General features: G+C 67.0%; 7 protein-coding genes. 4 read left to right on the top strand and 3 right to left on the bottom strand.

The annotated features are described in order from the left end of the window. The first annotated feature begins 115 nt into the window (after nt 1-115). On the top strand, nt 116-805 hold the full coding sequence (locus tag N7422_RS06750) for a type 1 glutamine amidotransferase domain-containing protein (RefSeq protein ID WP_279805785.1): 690 nt from the start codon (nt 116-118) through the stop codon (nt 803-805). Between the two features lie 78 nt (nt 806-883). Here N7422_RS06750 and hppD read toward each other — a convergent pair whose 3' ends face one another. Beyond that, on the bottom strand, nt 884-1960 hold the full coding sequence (gene hppD / locus N7422_RS06745; RefSeq protein ID WP_279805784.1) for a 4-hydroxyphenylpyruvate dioxygenase: 1077 nt from the start codon (nt 1958-1960) through the stop codon (nt 884-886). A 307-nt stretch (nt 1961-2267) separates the two neighbouring features. Here hppD and N7422_RS06740 point away from each other — a divergent pair, with 307 nt between their 5' ends. After that, the gene (locus tag N7422_RS06740) at nt 2268-3854 is read left to right on the top strand and encodes an EAL domain-containing protein (protein WP_279805783.1); all 1587 of its coding nucleotides are present in this window, start codon (nt 2268-2270) and stop codon (nt 3852-3854) included. A gap of 36 nt (nt 3855-3890) precedes the next feature. Then, nucleotides 3891-4778, top strand: a complete 888-nt coding sequence (gene rarD / locus N7422_RS06735; RefSeq protein ID WP_279805782.1) for an EamA family transporter RarD — start codon at nt 3891-3893, stop codon at nt 4776-4778. On the opposite strand, the gene N7422_RS06730 is transcribed toward rarD, so the two are convergent. Next, on the bottom strand, nt 4741-6312 hold the full coding sequence (locus N7422_RS06730) for a TerC family protein (RefSeq protein ID WP_279805781.1): 1572 nt from the start codon (nt 6310-6312) through the stop codon (nt 4741-4743). The two genes, rarD and N7422_RS06730, sit on opposite strands and share 38 nt — an antisense overlap. A 261-nt stretch (nt 6313-6573) precedes the next feature. On the opposite strand from N7422_RS06730, the gene N7422_RS06725 reads away from it, so the two are divergent. Further along, complete coding sequence (locus tag N7422_RS06725) at nt 6574-7158, top strand: LysE family translocator (RefSeq protein ID WP_279805780.1); 585 nt, start codon at nt 6574-6576, stop codon at nt 7156-7158. A 39-nt stretch (nt 7159-7197) separates the two neighbouring features. Here the strand turns inward: N7422_RS06725 and N7422_RS06720 are convergent, their stop codons facing one another. Continuing rightward, nucleotides 7198-19467: a filamentous haemagglutinin family protein gene (locus tag N7422_RS06720; protein WP_279805779.1), complete on the bottom strand. Its 12270-nt coding sequence runs from the start codon at nt 19465-19467 to the stop codon at nt 7198-7200. Nucleotides 19468-19650 lie beyond the last annotated feature (183 nt).

Genomic DNA, 19650 nt, shown 5'->3' with positions numbered 1-19650 from the left:
GCAGACTAGCACATCCCCTGTTACACATGGCGCCATGGCCATGCCCGGCTATGCTCATAAGGCTTTCAATATCGCTGGCCAAACGTTTTCCCATGAATTCGACGGGCATGCGCAGATGAACAAGAAGATTCTGGTCGTGTTGACCAATACCGCCAAGTATCCGGATTTGAAGCGGGCCACAGGGCTGTGGCTAGGTGAGGCCGTGCACTTCGTCGACAAGGTGCAGCAGGCCGGTTACGCGGTCGACTATGTCAGCCCGGCGGGAGGTTATGTGCCGATCGACCCGCACAGCCTGCAGATGGCGCCGGAACTGGACTGGCAGTGGTACAACGACAAGGCCTTCATGAACCGCCTTGGCGCCACCACGAGTCCCGGCCTGGTCAAGGCCGAGCAGTACTGCGCCATCTACTACACCGGCGGGCACGGCGTGATGTGGGACTTCCCCGACAACCAGCCGCTACAGGAGCTGGCACGGCGCATTCACGAGCACGGCGGCGCGGTCGCGGCGGTATGCCATGGCGTTGCCGGCCTGCTCAACATCAAGCTCGGCGACAACAGCCTGCTGCTCAGGGGACGCGCAGTGACCGGCTTCTCCAACACCGAGGAAAAACTGGCGGAGCTGGACAAGGTGGTACCGTTCCTGACCGAGAACGAACTGGGTGCCCGCGGGGGCGAGTACCGCAAGGCGGACGACCCCTGGGCGCCGTTCGTGGTGGAGGACGGCAACCTGATCACCGGGCAGAACCCAGCATCCACCGCTGGCGTGGCCGAAGCGGTGCTGCGCTACCTGGGCGGGCGGAAGTAGCCGAAAAGCGTCGCGGGGCAAATTGCATCGGCGCACCGATGCGATTTGCCCCGCGACGGGTCTTGCTCCTGAGGCAGGTTACTCGGCGTTCAGCACGCCACGACGCACCTGATCACGCTCGATCGACTCGAACAGTGCCTTGAAGTTGCCTTCGCCGAAGCCATCGTCACCCTTGCGCTGGATGAACTCGAAGAACACCGGCCCCAGCAGGGTTTCCGAGAAGATCTGCAGCAACAGGCGCTTGTCGTTCGACTCCAAAGCGCCGTCCAGCAGAATACCGCGGGCCTGCAACTGGTCGACCGGCTCGCCATGCCCTGGCAGGCGCTCCTCGAGCATTTCATAGTAGGTCTGCGGCGGCGGGGTCATGAAGCGCATGCCGAAGCCCTTGAGCGCGTCCCAGGTCTTGAGCAGGTCATCGGTGAGGAAGGCCACATGCTGAATGCCTTCACCGTTGAACTGCATCAGGAACTCTTCGATCTGCCCCGCGCCCTTGGACGACTCTTCGTTGAGCGGGATGCGAATCATGCCATCCGGCGCAGTCATGGCCTTGGAAGTCAGGCCGGTATATTCGCCCTTGATGTCGAAGTAACGGATTTCGCGGAAGTTGAACAGTTTCTCGTAGAACCCGGCCCAGTAGGCCATGCGCCCGCGATAGACGTTATGGGTGAGGTGGTCGATGATCTTCAGGCCGGCACCGACCGGATTACGATCGACGCCTTCGATGAACTTGAAGTCGATGTCGTAGATCGAGCTGCCTTCCTCGTAGCGGTCGATCAGGTACAACGGCGCGCCGCCAATACCTTTGATCGCTGGCAGGCGCAGCTCCATCGGGCCGGTCTCGATCTCCACGGGCTGAGCGCCCAGTTCCAGGGCACGGGCATAGGCTTCATGGGCGTTGCGCACACGGAAGGCCATGCCACAGACCGACGGGCCATGCTCGGCGGCGAAGTACGAGGCGATGCTCTTGGGTTCGTTGTTGAGGATCAGGTTGATGCCACCCTGACGGTACAGGTGCACATCCTTGGAGCGGTGAGTCGCGACCTTGGTGAAGCCGAGTATCTGGAACACCGGTTCCAGCACGCCTGGGGTCGGCGAGGCGAGCTCGATGAATTCGAAGCCTTCCAGGCCCATCGGGTTGTCGAAGATATCTGCCATGTTCGTGTCCTCATCTGCAGCAAAAAACGGTTGATTACATGCTTTGGATGTCGAACAGCGGTGGTGGTGAGCAGGGAATGCCGCGCACGCTGCGGGCAAGGAAGTCACCAATGATCAGCTTGAACCCATGGTATGTCATAGGGACCCATTCTCGGCGGGCTTGATTCCCCGGGAAGCGGAGAACCTTATTGTTGTATTCGTAACGCGATTCTACATTGCGTAAATTGGTTTGTCGCGCTTTAAGTTGGGAGTACGCCGGCAAACGGCTATCCTCTGCAAACCCGCCATGGACAAGGTTCACCCACGCATGCCCCTGACAGCCAAACACCGTGCCCGCTGGAGCTGGCGCACCCTGCTGCCCTGGGTCGTAGGGCTGCTGCCATTGCTGTGCGGCGTGGGCGTGATGCGCTGGCAGACCGAGCATGAGCTGCAGGCCAGCAGCCAGGCCACGGCCCGCGATGTGATGGGGCATATCGAGGAGATCCTCGACAGTCTCTCCGTGGTCACCCAGCACTTGCTGCCCAAGGCCGGGAAACCGTGCCAGGAGGTGCAGCTGGCATTGCGCACGGAGGTCACCCGCAATGCGTTCGTGCGCTCGACCAACCTGTTCGCCGACAACAACCTCTATTGCACGTCATTGTTCGGCGATTTCGAAGAGCCCGTGGATGCCCGTGACTACACCGATGGACAGCTGTGGCTGATGGATGGCAACTCGGTGACACCGGGTCACGCCTTGCTGGCATACCGCATCAGCCAGGGCGACCGCGGCGCGATCAGCACGGTGGATGGCCGGCATCTGCTCACCGCCCTGCGCTTCCTCGGCGACGACGATGAACTGCAGGTGCAAGTGGGCAACCACTGGATGGGGCAGGACGGCCTGGTGCGCAGCGGCACACCAGCGGTCGCGGCCAGCGCGCCGGTGACCGTATCCTCCACACGCTACCCATTCAGCGTGCATGGCGGATACGGCGCGTCGAAACCGGCAGAGCTGATGCGCGCACGCTACCCAGCGCTGCTGGGCCTGCTGCTGATCCTCGGCGTGATTGCCGCCGTCGCCTGCCGCTGGCAGATCCGCCGCGCCACCTCCTCACGCGCCGAGCTCAACCGGGCACTGGAGGCCGGCGAGTTCGTGCCCTACTTCCAGCCGGTGGTGCGCAAAGGCGACTACCGCTGGGCCGGCGTCGAGGTGCTGATGCGCTGGCAGCATCCGCGCGAGGGCCTGGTTCGCCCCGACCTGTTCATTCCCTACGCCGAGCACAGCGGGCAGATCGTCGCCATGACCCGCGGCCTGATGCTGAACACCGCGCAGGCGCTGGCCCCACACGCCGCCCTGCTCGAGGATGGCTTTCACATCGGCATCAACATCACCGCCGACCACTGCCGCGACCTCGGCCTGCTCGACGACTGCCAGACCTTCCTCCAGCATTTCCCGCCCGGACGCGTGGTCCTGACCCTGGAGCTGACCGAGCGCAAGCTGATCGAACCGACGCCGGTCACCCTGGAGCTGTTCGAGAAGCTGCACGCGATGGGCGTGATGATCGCCCTCGACGACTTCGGCACGGGCCAATCCAGTCTCAACTACCTGCGCCAGTTCAACGTCGACTACCTGAAGATCGACCAGAGCTTCGTCGCCATGATCGGCGGCGATGCCTTGTCCCAGCACATCCTCGACACCATCATCGAACTCTCGGCCAAGCTGGACCTGGGCATCGTCGCCGAAGGGGTGGAAACCGAAGTTCAGCGCGACTATTTGGAACGCCACGGCGTGGACTTCCAGCAAGGCTACCTGTTCGCCCGGCCGATGCCGGCCAGCGAGCTGCTCCTGAGCCTGGCCGCGCGCCCCGGCAGCCCACGGTTGCCGCAAGGCAGCGCCCCTGAGATCATGCGCGGCTGATCCACCCGCTCACCCCTTCCCGTTTCCGAGGCACTCGTGTCAAAAGGCATTCTCTCGTCGGTCATGGCGTCCTGTCTGTTCGCCGTGATGTACTTCTATACCTCCTTCCTCAAGCCCCTCGACGGCGAGGAGATCTTCGGCTGGCGGACCTTGCTGACCCTGCCCTGCCTGACGCTGTTCATGTGGCTGTCGGGTGACTGGAAACGGATTGGCGAGCTGCTCGGGCGGGTGCGCCACACCCCGATGCTGCTGCTCGGCATGCTTGGCACCTCATGGTTGATGGGCGTGCAGCTGTGGCTGTTCCTCTGGGCGCCGCTGCACGGGCGCAGCCTGGAAGTGTCGATGGGCTATTTCCTGCTGCCGCTGGCGATGGTCCTGACCGGACGGCTGGTCTACGGCGAACGCCTGTCGCGCCTGCAGAAGGTGGCGGTGGGCTGCGCGGCCCTGGGTGTGGGCCACGAGCTGTACCAGCACGGCAGTTTCGCCTGGGAGACGTTGCTGGTGATGATCGGTTACCCGATCTACTTCGTGCTGCGTCGACGTTGCCGCACCGACCACCTGGGTGGCCTGTGGTGCGACATGTGCCTGTTGCTGCCGTGGGCCCTGTATTTCGTGATCCAGGGCCCACTGTCGACGGCGGATCTGGCCGAGCATCCGGGCCTGTACGGGTTGATCCCGCTGCTCGGGGCGATCAGCGCCAGCGCCCTGATCGCCTACGTGCTGGCCAGCCGCCTGTTGCCGTTCAGCCTGTTCGGCCTGCTCAGCTATGTCGAGCCTGTGCTGCTGGTGGCGGTGGCCCTGCTGCTGGGCGAGACCATCGGCCCGGATCAGTGGCTAACCTACCTGCCGATCTGGGCCGCGGTGCTGGTGCTGGTGCTGGAAGGCTTCAAGCACCTGCTGCGTCAGCGGCGACGCTCTGTGTGAGGCGCACCTGCCGCACCCGGCGCTCCTCCACCGCGACCACGGTCAAGGTCCAGCCGTTCCAGGCCAGGCGATCGCCGACCACCGGCAGGCGGTCCAGCAGGCTCATCACCAGGCCCGCAAGGGTCTGGTAATCCTCGGTGGCACGCGCGGCGAAACCGGTCCGCGCCTGCACCTGGGCCAGGTTCAAGGCGCCGCTGACCACGAAGCCGTCCTCCTCCTCGACCACGCCAGGCCCCTCGACCTCGCTGGCGTCGGGCAACTCGCCGGCAATCGACTCGAGGATGTCGGTAATGGTCAGCACGCCGGTGAAATCACCGAACTCGTTGACCACGAAGGCGATATGGGTGGACTGGCTGCGCATCTGCTCCAGGGCGTTGAGAATGCTGAAGCTCTCCAGCAGGTTCAGCGGCGTCCGGGCCAGGTTCTCCAACGACGGCTGGTTGCCGGCCAGCAGCTCCTTGAGCAGTTCCTTCTTGTGCACGTAGCCCAGCGGTTCCTCGATGCGGCCGTCGCGGATCAGCGGCAGACGCGAATACGACGAGTTCACCAGCGCCTGGCTGATCGCCTCGGCCGGCTGCGACAGGTCGATGGCGTCGACCTTGGCCCGCACGGTCATCACCGTGCGGATCGGCCGCTCGGCCAGGTTGAGGACACCGCTGATCATGACCCGCTCGCGGCGATCGAACACCACCTGCTCTTCACCGCCCTCGATCAGGTCGGCGATCTCCTCGCCCACCTCGTCGGCTTCCACCCGACGCCCGCCCATCAGGCGCAACACCGCATGCGCGGTACGTTCCCGCAACGGCCGATGCTGCTGCACGCTGCGCTTGCGGCGGGCACGGGCCAGCTGGTTGAACAGCTCGATCAGCAACGAGAAGCCGATGGCCGCGTACAGGTAGCCTTTCGGGATATGGAAGCCCAGGCCTTCGGCGGTCAGGCTGAAGCCGATCATCATCAGGAAGCCCAGGCACAGCATGATCACCGTGGGGTGGGCGTTGACGAAGCGAGTCAGCGGCTTGCTGGCGACGATCATGATGCCGATGGAGAAGATCACCGCGATCATCATCACCGACAACTGCTCGACCATGCCCACGGCGGTAATCACCGCGTCCAGCGAGAACACCGCGTCCAGTACCACGATCTGCGCGACGATGGGCCAGAACGCGGCATGGCGCACCGCGCCGCTGGACTGGATGACATGCCCTTCCAGGCGCTCGTGCAGCTCCATGGTGGCCTTGAACAGCAGGAACACACCACCGAACAGCATGATCAGGTCACGGCCGGAGAAGCTCTTGTCGAAGATCTCGAACAGCGGCGCGGTCAGGGTGACCATCCACGAGATGCTGGCCAGCAGGCCCAGGCGCATGATCAGCGCCAGCGACAGGCCGATCAACCGCGCGCGGTCGCGCTGATGGGGCGGCAGCTTGTCGGCAAGGATGGCGATGAACACCAGGTTGTCGATACCCAGCACCAGCTCGAGGACGATAAGCGTCAACAGGCCCAGCCAGGCCGTGGGGTCGGCTAGCCATTCCATTAGCGGGTACTCACGAGGGAAACGTCACGGGGACGGAGGGAGAAAGGCCGGGACGGCCAGAGACTGGGGGGCTCCGCGAAGGTGCTCATATAGACCTTGATACAAAATTGGGAAGGTGATCCTACAATCGAAGCAGGTTTTTCCGACAGCGCGAAAATATTACAAAAGCTGTAACCGATGCCCAGGGCATTTTTGTTCAATACCTCACCCATGTCCCCTCCGCAGCATGTACCGACCTCCCCGTCACCAGGAATCACCTGCATGAGCCTTGCCCTGTCCATGGCCGCCTTCGCCCTGGCCGCCTCCATTTCGCCCGGTCCAGTCAATATCGTCGCCCTGGGCAGCGGTGCCCGCCACGGTCTCAATGCCAGCCTCGGGCACGCGGCCGGCGCGACCCTTGGCTTCTGCCTGTTGCTGGTGCTGGTCGGCCTGGGCGTGCACGAGTTGCTGCTGCGCTGGCCGCTGGTGGGACAGCTGTTGCACGGTGGTGGTGTGCTGTTTCTGCTGTACATGGCCTGGAAGCTGGCCAGCGACGATGGTCGACTCGATACCGAGGGCGCGCACAGGGCACCGACCGCCTGGCATGGCGCGGCCATGCAGTGGCTGAGCCCCAAGGCCTGGCTGGCGGCCGTGGCCGGCGTCGGCGCATACACCGGGGGTGAACAGCAACTGCTGTGGCTGTTCACCTGGATCTACATGCCGATCTGCTTCATCTCGGTAGCCAGCTGGGCCTGGGCGGGCAGCGTCATACGCCGCTACCTCACGGAGCCAAAGTGGATGCGCCTGCTCAACCGTGGCCTGGCCGCGTTGCTGGTGGCCAGCGCGGGCTACCTGCTGCTGGCGTGACTGGCGCACAGCAAGCAGGTCCACGCCTGTCCCCAATGGCTACAGCAACAGATTGCCGCGTTCCTCCTCGGTCAACTGCGCCTTCGCACGCTCATCCAGCGCACCCGCGCCCAGCACCTGCACCGGGCTCTGGCGGTTGTACTGCGGGTTCAGGCTCGCGCCATCCCGCCCGGGCACCAGTCGCTCGCCACCGAAGCCCAGCACCTGCACGGTGATCACCGACGGCTGACGCTGGCGCGCCGCAGCCTGCTGCTGACGCCCGGCCTCCTCCGCCGCCTGGGTTGCCGAAGAGGCTGCCGCGCTGGCCGAAGCGATCGCCCCGGTATTCACCGAAGCCACCACCGGCATGCCCTTGGCGTCGCCCTGGACCTGGATGTTGGCGGCATTGACCACCTGCAGCGCGGCGATATTGACGTTGCCCGAGACGCGAATCCCCGCCTCGCCGGCATCGATGGTGCCAAGCGGCGCGATCAGGTCGATATCGCCTGGCGGCACCTCGGCGATCGGATTGAGCGTGGCGATGCCGGCCCCGGTGCTCGGCACGCTCGGCGCCAGGCCGACGTTGCCCCACAGGTCGTAGGTGCGCTTGGGTGGGGTGTAGACCACCGTGGTCTTGGAGCCACGCCCGGCGTTGATATCGCCTTGGGCCGACCAACCGAGGATCGAGCCACCGAACGTGGTCATGATCCGGCTCTGGCCGAGCAGGATGCTGCCTTGTGAATACAGCTCGATATCGCCACTGCCCTGGGTGATCACCCCGGCCGAGGACGGCGGCGCCTCGCCCTCGATACCGAATACCTGCTGGCCACCCGGCGTCAGTACCTGGATACCGCCCCCGAAATCGGTGTGGATGCCGGCCCCGCCATAGAATGTCGCGTTGCCGCTGTAGCTGATCGGGTTGCCGGCCACGTCCCTGTCCGGGAACAGCGCGGCAATCGCCTGGCGACCACGCAGATAGCTACCGCTGCGCGGGCCATCGGCATCGTTGTACTCGCGACCGCCCGCGCGCAGCTCGGCGAAATAGACCTGCCGGGCGAAGATGCGCTGCTGCTCGGCGGGCAGCGTGGCGAAGTAGGCCCGTGCCGCCTCGCCGTCGCCATCGAAGGCAAAGCGCTCGCGCAGCCAGGTGAGCAGCTCCTGACCGTACACCCTGGCGACCTTGCCCGACTGGGCACTCAGTGGCTGGGCAGGATCGGCCAGGGACTCCGGGTCCAGATAGCGCGTCAGCAGACCTGCGTAATCCGGTCCCTGCTTGCCGGCTCCGACAATGATGGCGATGGAAGCGCCGTCATTGCCGCCACCACTGCCACCGACCCGGCCGATGCTGGTGATCGCCGCCTCCTGGTAGGTCGAGCCCACCCCAGGGCCGGACTGGAACAGGTTGCGCCCGGCGACCACCTCGAGCTGACCGGGGCCGGCGACGTTGAAACTGCTCAGGCGGATGTCGCGGCCCGCGCTGACCAGCGAGACATCCTGGCTGTCGCCATGGATGATCAGGTTGCCGCGAGACAGGTTGGCGCCCCCGCCACCGGCCACCAGGCCGTTGGCGGCCTCGCGCGGGCTACCCAGCACCGTACCGGCGTTGACGATGTCGCGACCGGCCATGATCCGTAGCGGCCCGCTGCCCTGGTAGAGCTTGCGCCCCAACAAGGGGTACTCGATGATCTCGCCGGTGTTGAGACCGACAATATCGCCGTCCAGGGCATAGAAACGCACCGGCTCCAACGGCCGCACGCTGCCTTGGGCATAGGTGTTGAGTCCGAAGCTGTAAAGCGGATTGTCCCAGACGTTGCGCGGCAGCTCGCCGTGCAGGTTGGTCGACAGCACGAGGTTGCCGGTGCTGGTGCCCAGGAAAGCCGGGCGCAACGGCGTTGGCAATGCCGAGGCATCGGTGCCCGCCTGGCTGACCGCATAGCCCCCGGCATAGATCGAATCCCCCGCGAGCAACTGCAGACGCGTGTTGGCCGAGGGTGCGGTCATCAGGCTTTCCGGTGATGCCAGGCCCGCCGAACTGCGCACCGAGTCGCCATAGTACAGGCTGCCATTGATCGCACTGGCACTGAGTGACGTCGGGTAGAACACACGACCGCCATAGATCGTCAGGTTGCGGGTCGCGACACTGGAACGGTTAGGCACGATCGGCGCCAGGTCTCCCCCCAGGCTGACCAGTTCGACCGAGGTCTGGGGTGTCCACAGTGAGAACCAACTGTTGCCGCGCCCCGGCATCCATGCACCACTGGCAGACGTGAACGGTGTGCTGTTGAACGTCGGTACCCGCCCCGGATCAGCCACCCCCTGCACCACCAGATCGCCACGGCTGAGCAGACGCACGCCGCTGTCGCCTGGCATCAGCGTGACGCCCCCCCAGGCCTTAGCCCGGGTGGCGGTATAGGGGTCGTAGGCACGGGACTCACTGTTGTCCTGCTCGACCCCGTAGCTGCCATAGATGGACTGCAGCAGCCCGATGCTGGCCGCCTCCACCTGCAAGGCGCCACGCAGGTTGACCAACGTGCCCTGCAGGTCCATCAAGGTGTCCGCAGCCGTCATCGCTGCCAGTCCCGGGTTCAGTCCGCCCCCTACGCGCAGGTCGAGATCGCCACCACCGGTTTGCACCAGGCGGCCATCGGCGGTCACCCGGCCGGTGCTGGCAACCACCAGGTTCAGGCCCTGGCTGCGCTCGACTGCGACAACGTCGACGCCATTGGCCCGTACCAGGCCGGCCGCGCCTGCCACGCGAACGTCCAGGTTGCCGCCGCCAAGCGTGCCCAAGCCCGTGAAGCCGACCAGGTACGGCAAAGCCGCGCTGCTGGCCGGATCCTGGGCGAAACTGCCGAAGTTGAGCCACCAGGCGGCCGGCGTGCCTGCCTCGGCCTGTCCTTGGCGCCACAGCCAGTTGCCGACAGCGGCGGACGGCGTCTGGCGACGGGTCACCAGATCGTTGCTCTTGGGGCCGACCAGGTTGCCGGTCAGCTCGCCGCCGGCGGCAATCAGCAGGTTGCCGCCCTGATGTGGATACCAGGCACGGTACTGCGCCGTGGTCGATTCGTAGGCCGCGCCCAGGGGGCCAAGCACGCTGCCGTTGGCCTGCAGGCCACGGGGCAGCTGGTGCGGGTCTGTGCCCTGTTGCAACAGGGCTGGGGCCTGAGTGCCTGCGGTGTAGACGCCATACAGCGAGTCCATCCGCCAGTCGCCGGCGCTGAGCAGCTCGAGATCACCGGTACCGGTGCGCAGCACACTGAACAACTGGGTCTGCGGGGTTATCTGGGCCTTGGTCACGCCCCCAGGGGTCTCGATCTTCTGGCACCAGGTTGGCCGTGCGGTACACAGCGGCAGGAGGTTGGCCGGCACCGGCTGGCCGGGCACCCGGCCAACGGCCTGATTGGTCCAGACATAGCTGATGGTCGGCGGGGTGGTCTCCACCACGCGCGTGGCGATGTAGTGCTGATCGGCCAGGCGCAACGCGCCGGCCTGGGGCTCTGGGCGGGTGATGCGGCTATCCGCGGCGTCCAGGTCGGCACCGGCCACCAGGCGGATCGACCAGGATTGCGAACCCTCCGGCAGCATCCGTCCGAGCGCCCAGTTGCGCCCTTGCTGACCCGCTATTTCCTGGCGCAGGTCTACCCAGAACACCCCCGTGGGTAGCTTGACGTCGGTGCCGGCCGGCAGCAGCGCGCCCACCGCCAGGGCCAGCGCGCCACGCTGGGTCAGCCCTCCCGTGGGCAGGGCGACGCCCTTGCGCCATACCCCGCCGCGCACCGCCACGCTTACCGGCAGGCGACTGCCGGCATCCAGCCGGGTATCGGCGGCCAGGGTCACCGCCTGCTCGAGCAGGCTGCCGGCGGCATACAGCACATTGCCGGCGGCATCGCGCACCGCGGCGTCGAGCACGGTACCGGCAGGCAGGGTCAGGGCCGTGGCCAAGGTCAACGCGCTCGGCAGGCGCGTGTTGGCCGGCAGCGAGGTATCGGCGAACGGCAGGTCGAAATTCAACGTGCTGCCGGCCGGGTACCGTGTGCCGGCAGCCAGCTCGACACCGCTGCGTGGGATCACCAGGTCGCTCTTGAACGGCTGTGTGCCCGGGACCAGGATCCAGCCACGACCATCCAGGCGATCGCTGCCGCTCGCCAGCTCCGGGGGCAGGAAGCCGTCGCTGATGCTGCCGTGGACTTCGAGATTGCCACCGGCGCGCAGCGTCAGGTGGCCGACCTCGCCAGAGCCACGGACCACGGTCTGCGGCTTGGCCGGGTCGAGACTGGCGTAGCGATGGCCGGACAGGTCGAGGTCGCCGCGCACCACCAGGTCGGTGTGGCCGTCGCGGGTGGCTATTTCCAGGCCCGGACGCAGGTGCAGGGCCTGGGCGTAGGCCGCATCGCTCAGCGCAGCCAGGCGCTTGTCCAGCAGGTCGCGGTTGGCCAGCGCGGCATTGATGAACAGCACGTTGCGCGCATGCTTGGCATCGAGGTAGGCCTGATCGATGTACTGGTACGGGCGACCACTGGCCGCGCTGCCGCCGTCGGGCGCATCGATGTAGCGCTGGTTGCCGACCACGGCGATGGACTGGGCGCCCAGGATGTCCAGGCGGCCACGGGCATCGATGGCGATATCGCCGGCGATGTCGCCGCCTACCCGTGGCGCCGTGAGCAGCAACGTGCCACGGGCGCGCCCGTCGTGCTGGCCAGCGGTGGCCGCGGTGCCGTGGCGCAGATCCAGGCGGGCGCCGGGGCTCAACGTCAGCCGCCCGTCACCACTGTCAAGTTCGATCACCGCCCGGTTCGGCGCATCGATGATCGCGCCCTGGCTGTCGACCCGCAGCAGGCTGCCATGGGCATCCAGCACGGCACCGCTGTCCAGGGTCAGGCCACGATTGGCCGCCAGACGGATGCTGCCGACCTGGGCGCCGCTGGCATCGACGGTGCCCCTCACAGTCAACTGGCCATTATCCAGCGAGACATTGATCGCGCGAGCCTTGAGCTCGCTGCCGATGACCAGGTCTCCCTGGGTGATCTGGAAGCTGCGCCCCCCAAATATCTGATCGCGATTCAGGCGCTGGTTGAGCCCGGCGAAGTCGTCGACCTGGCGTGCCCGGATCTCCAGCGAACCCTGGGCATAAGGCACCCGCGTACCGCCCGCGTCATAGTCGCCACTGGCGGCGCCGAGCACCTGCCCCTGCAGGCTGACCTGGCCGCCGAGGGCCGTGGCGCTCAGGCGACCGGCGCGGTTGTTGCCGGCGCTGAAGTCGACCACGCTGCCACCCGCCTGGCGGATGTCTCCCGTAGTGCTGCTCAGCAGCAGGTCGCCGCCCCAGCTGTACTGCGTCACGTCGTTGAAGGTCAGACGGCGCCCGGCCAGGTCGATGCGCGCGCGCTCGCCAAGGATCAGATCCTGTTGCGCCGTGACGCTCAGCTTGCCGCTGGGCAGGCTGAAGGTGCCGTCCAGGCTCACCTGTTGGCCGCTGAGCGCCAGCTCGGCACCTACGCCATCGCGGCCGCTGGCCAGTACGCCACCGCCCCCGGTCACGCGCAATTGGCCGCCGGCAGTGATGCGATTGATCGACCCGGCGGCGCCTGTCCACAGCGGTGTGTCCACCAGCAGATTGCCGCCGCTGTACTGGAAGCCGCCCTCTTGCTGCCAGGCGCCACGCTGGTGATACACCTGCAACGCGCCGGTGTGATTGGCAGTGACCTGGCGGCTGGCATGGATATCGACCTGGCTGAAGCCCAGGGTCTGACGGCTCATACTGGCGGTCCCATCAGGCTGGCTGGCAGGGCCGTAGCCGAAGGTCAGGTCTTCCACGCGCAGCTCGAGCACGCCGTCGCCACTGCCCGCGCCACCGGCGATGGGTGCGCCGGGCGCTGTGCGGGCACCGTTCCACACCAGGCTGCCGGTACGGATGGTCGCGCGCGTGCTGGCCTCACCCAGGCCGTATATGGCCGGTGTACCGAGGATCAGTTGTTGTACCCGGTTGCGCCCGGTCAGTGGGTCATAGGTGTCGAGCCGACTGTCGCCAAAGAAGTTCAGCGAATCCGCCGCGCTCAGCGACAAGGTCTCGAGGCCCGGGATGCCGTCGCTCGCGCGCCCCTGGAACAGGCGGTCAAACACCTGCTGGTTGAGCGTCAAGCCCTGGCCCAGCACCCCGGCACTGGCCGCCGCGGCCAGTGCGTCGGCAGAGCCGACGTTGATCCGCCCCACCGCCAGGCCGAGGTGGCGAGTGCCGAAACTGACCTGATCGTCGAGGCTGAAGGTACGGTCGGTCGCGGCGAACAACGAGCCCTCCGAATACAGCCGGGTCTCCCCCGCGCAGGTGCCCGACGGGCAGCCCCCGATCAGTATGCTGCCTGGCGCGAAGAAGTCGCCAGCCACCGATGGCAGCACGTCCAGGCGACCGTTGGACAGCGCCAGCAGGCTATGGGCATTGGGGTCGATCAAGTAGCCGTCATTGGCATCGAACGGCGCCGCGCCTTGGCCCAGGGTAATGATCGCGGCCCCTTGCTCGACGACGATCGCGCCACGCGCCGTATCGGTGGCGAGGAACACCTCGCCGCCGCGCAGCTCGGCACCACTGCGCACCAAGATGTCCGCGGTCGACTCCTTGAGGCGCAGCATGTTGCCACCCTGGCCATACAACACCTCCGGGCGCGCGCCGATGCTCAGGCGCGACGCCTTGAGCGCGCTGAGGTCGCTGGCGCGCAGCGCAACCCGATTGGGCTGGTTCCAATCGCTGGCCTGGCCATCGGCGAGGATCTCGATGGCATCCAGGCCCAGCACGCTCACGCTGCCGCCGCGACCGTCGCGGGCGGCGTCGAAACGGGCCTGACCGGCAAAGCGGAACGTGGTCTCGGGGTCGGCATTGGGCTTCAGGCGCAGGGTCAGCCACTTGCCGTCGGCCTCGAGCGCCGCTCGCGGAACGCCCTTGGCCAAGGCGTCCGCCTTGACGAAGCTGGCGTAGGACATTTCGTTGTACTGGCTATAGCGCCGCAGGGTGTCGGCGGCAGTCAGGATGACCTGCCCCGGCAATGGCTGCTGGATGGAGGTGTTGACCACCGACAGGCTGCCCGACGTGGTCCAGGAACCGTTGCGCATGGCCTGGCTTGCGCCGCGCGGGCCCGCCATGGCCAAGCCGTTGAGCTCGACGCGGTAGGCGCCCGGCAACAGCGCGTAGCTGGCCGGCAGCAAGGTGTAGGTGCCCGCCGCCAGCCCCGGAACGCCCTGGTCGAGGGTGATGCGCTGGCCGATGGCCGGGTCGGCCACGCCTGCCTCGCCGGCCACCGGCGCATAGTCGACGGCCAGCCCAGGTACGATGGCATAGACCGGGTTGCTCGCCACCGACGGCAACACCAGGCGACCGTCGCCATCGAGCTGCAACAGCGGATGGTAACGGGCGTCGGTGGAGCCGCCGCGCCCGGAGACGAAGCCGGCACCGGTCAGTTCGCCGCCGCCGGCCAGGTCGATCAGCGCCCCGGCCTGCACATCGATACGCTTGCCAGCCAAAACCACGCCATGGTCGATATCGCCGCTGCCGCCGAGCAGGTCTACCGGTTTGCCGTCATACAGATAGCTCAGGCCATCGACGGTACCACCATAAGGCATGTGCAGCCCCGCGGCACTGACCGAGGTGATGCTGCCCGGCAGCAGGCGCACGTCCTGCCCGAGCGCGCCGGCATCACCCAGCTGCACCTGGCCGAGCGGCGCCCGCACCACCCCGCCCTGCTCCACGTAACCGGCACTGAGGTGAAGGCGCCCGAACACCGACAACGGTGCATCGGGCGTGGCCGCGCCGACCCGGCCGACACGCAGCGTGGCATCCTGGGTGGTCCGCACCCGGGCATAGGCGCCGCTCACCGGATACAGTTGGGCGGCCAGCAGCTCCAGGTCGGCATTGCCGCTCAAGTCGGTCGGCGATGAGGCAATCTCCCGACCGAGGAAGCGGATGTCGCCTTCACTGCGCAGTCGGGTCAGGGCAAAGCCTCGGCGATCGAACAGCAGTTGTTGCCCACCACTGAGGGCAAGGTTGCCGCGAGCGCCCAGGCTCAGTTCGTCACGCACCTCGAGCAAATTGGCCTCGACCTGCAGCAGGGCGTTGGACGCCCGCTGCGACAGCCCGCCCTTGACGGTGGGGCGCACGGTCAGGTCCCCCCCCAGATGATTGCTGCCAGCCAAGCGCACATAAGGGGCACGCAGGCGGATGCGGGCGTCGTCGGCACCGCCCTCGGCCAGCACCAGCGAGCCGGCATACAACTGCAGGCCCTGGGCCAGGGTCAGCTGCAGCGACCCGTCGAAGGCCAGCACCCCGTCGCTGAGCAGTGCCAGGCTGGCGAAGCCGCCGCGCTCGACCGCATCCACATCCAGGCGAGCATGGCCATAGCGCAACCCGTCATCAGTGCCGCGCCCCTGGCCGAGCACCAGTTCGCGCGGCACGTTCAGGCCATCATCCAAGTTGTCCTTGCGGTACAGACCGGTATCGAGCGCCACACCGAGGCTGCCGCCAACGGCACCTGCGCCGCCGGCCATGGCACTGAGCGAGCCGTCCAGGCGCAGGCCATAGCTGGAGGCCAGGCTGATGCTGCCGCCGGCACTGGCCATCGGCAATGGCTCCTGGCCTCGGATGTCCAGCACCGCGCTGGCGCCATCGGCGCGAAGGCGGGCGCCACGCGCCACATCGACGAACAGGTAGGCGCCGTCACTGACGCCCTTGGCGTGGTCGATCTGCCCGCCGACGACGATGCTGCCGCCGGCGGTCACCCGGCCGTAGCGTCGCCCCTGGCCGTCCAGGGCCGTGAGCGCCTGGCCGGAGACATCGATCAAGGCGTCGGCGCCCAGACGGATCGAGCGGCTATGAAGGCTTTCCTGGATCCCGGTGGCGACGGATTCGGGCAGCGCCTGCAACAGGCTCACCTTGCCACCGGCGGCCAACAGCGAACCGTCCATGTTCAACTGCGCGGTGCTGCTCAGGGCGATCGACTGCAGCGCATCGACACGGATGCTGGCGCCAGGCCGTACCTCCAGCAACGCCGCCTCGCGATCCACCTGGGCAAGGCGGGTGTCACCGGCGACGAGGCTCAGGCTGGCACCGCCACGCAGCCCCAGCTCGCCCTTGATCGGGTTCTCGCGTACCTGCGGTGGCAACCACAAGGTCGCCTGGTCGCTGACCGGCAGACCAGCATCAAGCATCTCCACCGGCCGCGCGACCTGTAACTGGACGCCTTCGGCCACGGTCAACTGGTGAATGCCGCGCACGGCGTAATGGGCAAAGCCACGGGTGAACAGCTCCTCACCGAGGTGCACGGCGTTGCCATCGGCGATGCCGCCGATGCGCACGCGATCGCCCTGCAGGTCGAGGGTACCGGCAGCGTCGCTGCCATAGCCACGCAGCTCACCCGCCAATTGCAGACGCCCGTTGCCACCGGTGTCGAACACGCCGGCATGCAAGGTCAGGTTACCGCCGTTGCCGCCGCTCAGCTGGTTGCGCTCGCCGCGCACCACGCCACCGGACACCTCCAGCACGCTGCCCTGCCCCAGCAGCACGTCGCCGGTGCTGCGCAGCGACAGGCTGCCCGCGTTGCGCCAGGCCATGGCTTCGGTGAGGTTGCGGTCGCTGCGCGCACCGCCGACATCCAGGCGCACGCCATCGCCGATCAGCACCTGCGCGCGCAAGCCGCTCGGCGTGGCCAGCGCGACATCCCGCAGGTCGGCGCCATCGCGCTGGCGCATTACATCGCCCAGCGCCATCTGCCCGCCCTTGGCCGTCAGGTCGGCAGCGATCCGCACCTCTGGCGCGTAAAGATTCAACTGGCCGCCATTGGCCAGGCGCAGCGCGTCGTCGACCTGGACCGACTCACTGGCGGCCACGGTCAACCCCCCCAGCGCGAAAGCGTTGAGCAGGTCGCTGTCCAATACCAGCCGCCCGCGTCGCTCGTCCGCCAACGGGGCGAGCAACTGCACGTCGGCACTGGCGCCACGGCTGCCGGCGGTCAAGGCCACCTGGCGCAACATGGGGCTCAAGCTGAACGCCAGGCCCTTCTTGTCGCTGAGATAGCCCGGCAGCTGTTGGCCGATGACCAGTTGAGCGCCACGGGCGCGGGCACTGTGCAGCTGCTTGTAGCCATCCAGGCCGGCCACCGGCGCCTGGACCTGACGCTCGTCCTGCCAGGTCTGGCCAAGCAGCAAGCCGTCGAGCAACGCGCTCTGGGTGGCCACCACCAGACTGCCGGCATCGCGGCCGACCGTGTAGCCCTGTTCGAAGCGTTGTTGCGGCGCGATCAGCGGGTTGTAGAACAGGCGGGTCTGGTTCCAGCGCGCCGAACTGTCCTCGAAACCTTGGTAAATACCGCTGTAGAGCAGATCGCCCGGCGCCCGGGACAATTCGTACAGACGCCCGTCCTCGCCGCGCAGCCAGGTTTGCCGCACCACGCCGTCCTGCACCGCCAGGGTACCACCGGACAGGTTGATCTCGGCGCCGCCGCGGGTGACCAGGTCCTGGCCCGTGAAAGTCACGGTACCGCCCTGGGCCATCCACTCGCCCACGCTGTGGTTGCGCGTGCCCAGGTAGCCCCCCACTTCCAGCAGGCCGCCGGCGGTGTACCAGCGGTCGCTGGCATGACCATTGACGCCGGCCGCCACGTGCACCAGCTCGCGCACGTCGACCCACACATCGCTGTTGATCAGTCCGCCCTTGTCGCGGTTGCCGGCAGCGTCGCGCTGCTCGTTGCCCTGGACATTGACCTTGATGACGTTGCTTTCCATCGCCACCTTGACCCCGAGCGCGCCGGACACATCGATGCGCGCACCGTCGTCGACCAGGCTGCGCCGACCGGCGCTCACCGCCACTTGACCACCGGTGGCCAGGGTCAGCGAGCCGTCCTGGAAATGCACAGTGCCACCACTGACCAGTTCCACCCGCGACTGCTCGGGACGGTCGATCACGGTGCTGAGGTTGTCGAAGCGGCCCGTGGCCAGATTGCCGTTGATGCCGTTGACCAGCGCCAGCGAGGCTTCGCGCTGGCTGTCGAGCGCCGCGCTGTCGTCGAGCAGTACCGCGGTGACACTGCCTGGACCGACGCTGACGCTGCCGGTGGCATCGCTGGCAGCGTTGAGCAGGTGGATGCTGCCACGCCGGTCCACCGAGGTGCTGGCCAGCGCCACGCCCTGCTGGCGGACCTGGTGCCCCGTCAGCGTGATGTCGCCACCAGTGGCTTGAACCAGGCCGCTGTTGACCACCGTGCCGGCCGTGCTGCCGGCCTTGAGACTACCCGCCACTTCATTGCCGCGCGTGGTCGAATAGCGGTTTGCCTCGGTGCCCTGGCCACGCCGGATATAGAAATCGTCAGCCGCCGCCAAGGTCGCCTGGCCCTTGCTGGCAATGATCTGCCCGTCGTTGCCCACCTCGCTGCCCAGCAACAGTACATAGCCGCCGCCCTGGGTGGAGCTGGGCGGTTCCTGGGTGCTGATCTGCGCGCCACGCTCGACCACCACCTTGCCGCCGGCATTGGTGAAGGTGGCCTGGCTGCCGTTGTTGTCGACGTAGAGGCCACGTTGTGTGAACTGCTCGTCGCTGATCTGCGCGGCGGCGGCCACCAGATTGCGCACGTTGACCTGGCTGGCGCCGTTGAACACCACGCCATTGCGGTTGATCAGCATCACCGTGCCGGGCGCCTCGATCTGGCCGTGGATCTGGCTCGGCCGGGCGCTCGGGTCATTGACCCGGTTGAGCACGGCCCAGTCCGCCTGCTGCTGGAATCGCACGGTGGTATCGCGCCCGACGTTGAAGGTCTCCCAATTGAGGATGGCCTTGTCGGCGGTCTGCTCGATGCTCACCTGGGTCTTGCCGCCAGCCTGGCTCTGCTGTGGCGCCTTGGCGTTGAGCCAGCCCTGGGTGAGAGGATTCTCGTCGACCTTCAGGCCACCTTCGCCCAGGCCATTGGGCACCACCTGCGGCTGCACCTGGGCCAGGGTGCGACCATTGGCCTGAGCCGCCTGTTGCGCGGCGATGGCGGCCACCGTGTTGTTGAGGTTGCCCACCGAACGCTGGAACTGCTGGTTCAGCCGTTGCTGCTGGGCCAGTGGCGGTGGCGACCCTGGCAGCACCTGCCCTGCCCCACCCGCACCGACGGCGCCGCCCGGGGCGCCGGAGGCCCCCTTGGCGTTGAACCACGCCGAGCTGAACGGCTGGGCGGCCTGGGCACCGCTCGCCAGCATCAGCAAGGCGATGGCCTGGGCCAGGGGCTTGAGCAGCATCGGTTCGCTGCCGGCAGGTTTGCCGCGACGCTGCACGGCGGTGGCTGAAAGGGCTGGCTGGGGCATGCCGAGCGACATCGCAGGGTTCCTTGTACGGGTTCTCGAAATCAGCAAAGGGCGGCGATGATGCCGCTTTGCCATAAGGCGCCTGGGTCGCCACCGGACCGAAGCTTTGTCATGCAAAGTTCATGGGGCTGGGGTATGGCGAGCGCCCGTGTCCACCGCAAGCCAGGACAGACCGATCTCGGTGCCCTTGGCGCA

Origin of the sequence: Pseudomonas sp. GD04091 (assembly GCF_029836165.1) — a bacterium.
GTDB lineage: Bacteria > Pseudomonadota > Gammaproteobacteria > Pseudomonadales > Pseudomonadaceae > Aquipseudomonas.
The sequence above is the reverse complement of the archived record's forward strand: the minus strand, read 5'-3'. Positions and strand labels throughout refer to the sequence as shown.

Bases quoted from the DNA above. Each gene is read 5' to 3' on its own strand.
- N7422_RS06725 (WP_279805780.1), top strand. From the start codon at position 6,574: ATGAGCCTTGCCCTGTCCATGGCCGCCTTCGCCCTGGCCGCCTCCATT.
- N7422_RS06750 (WP_279805785.1), top strand. From the start codon at position 116: ATGAACAAGAAGATTCTGGTCGTGTTGACCAATACCGCCAAGTATCCG.
- N7422_RS06720 (WP_279805779.1), bottom strand. From the start codon at position 19,467: ATGTCGCTCGGCATGCCCCAGCCAGCCCTTTCAGCCACCGCCGTGCAG.
- N7422_RS06730 (WP_279805781.1), bottom strand. From the start codon at position 6,312: ATGGAATGGCTAGCCGACCCCACGGCCTGGCTGGGCCTGTTGACGCTT.
- N7422_RS06740 (WP_279805783.1), top strand. From the start codon at position 2,268: ATGCCCCTGACAGCCAAACACCGTGCCCGCTGGAGCTGGCGCACCCTG.
- hppD (WP_279805784.1), bottom strand. From the start codon at position 1,960: ATGGCAGATATCTTCGACAACCCGATGGGCCTGGAAGGCTTCGAATTC.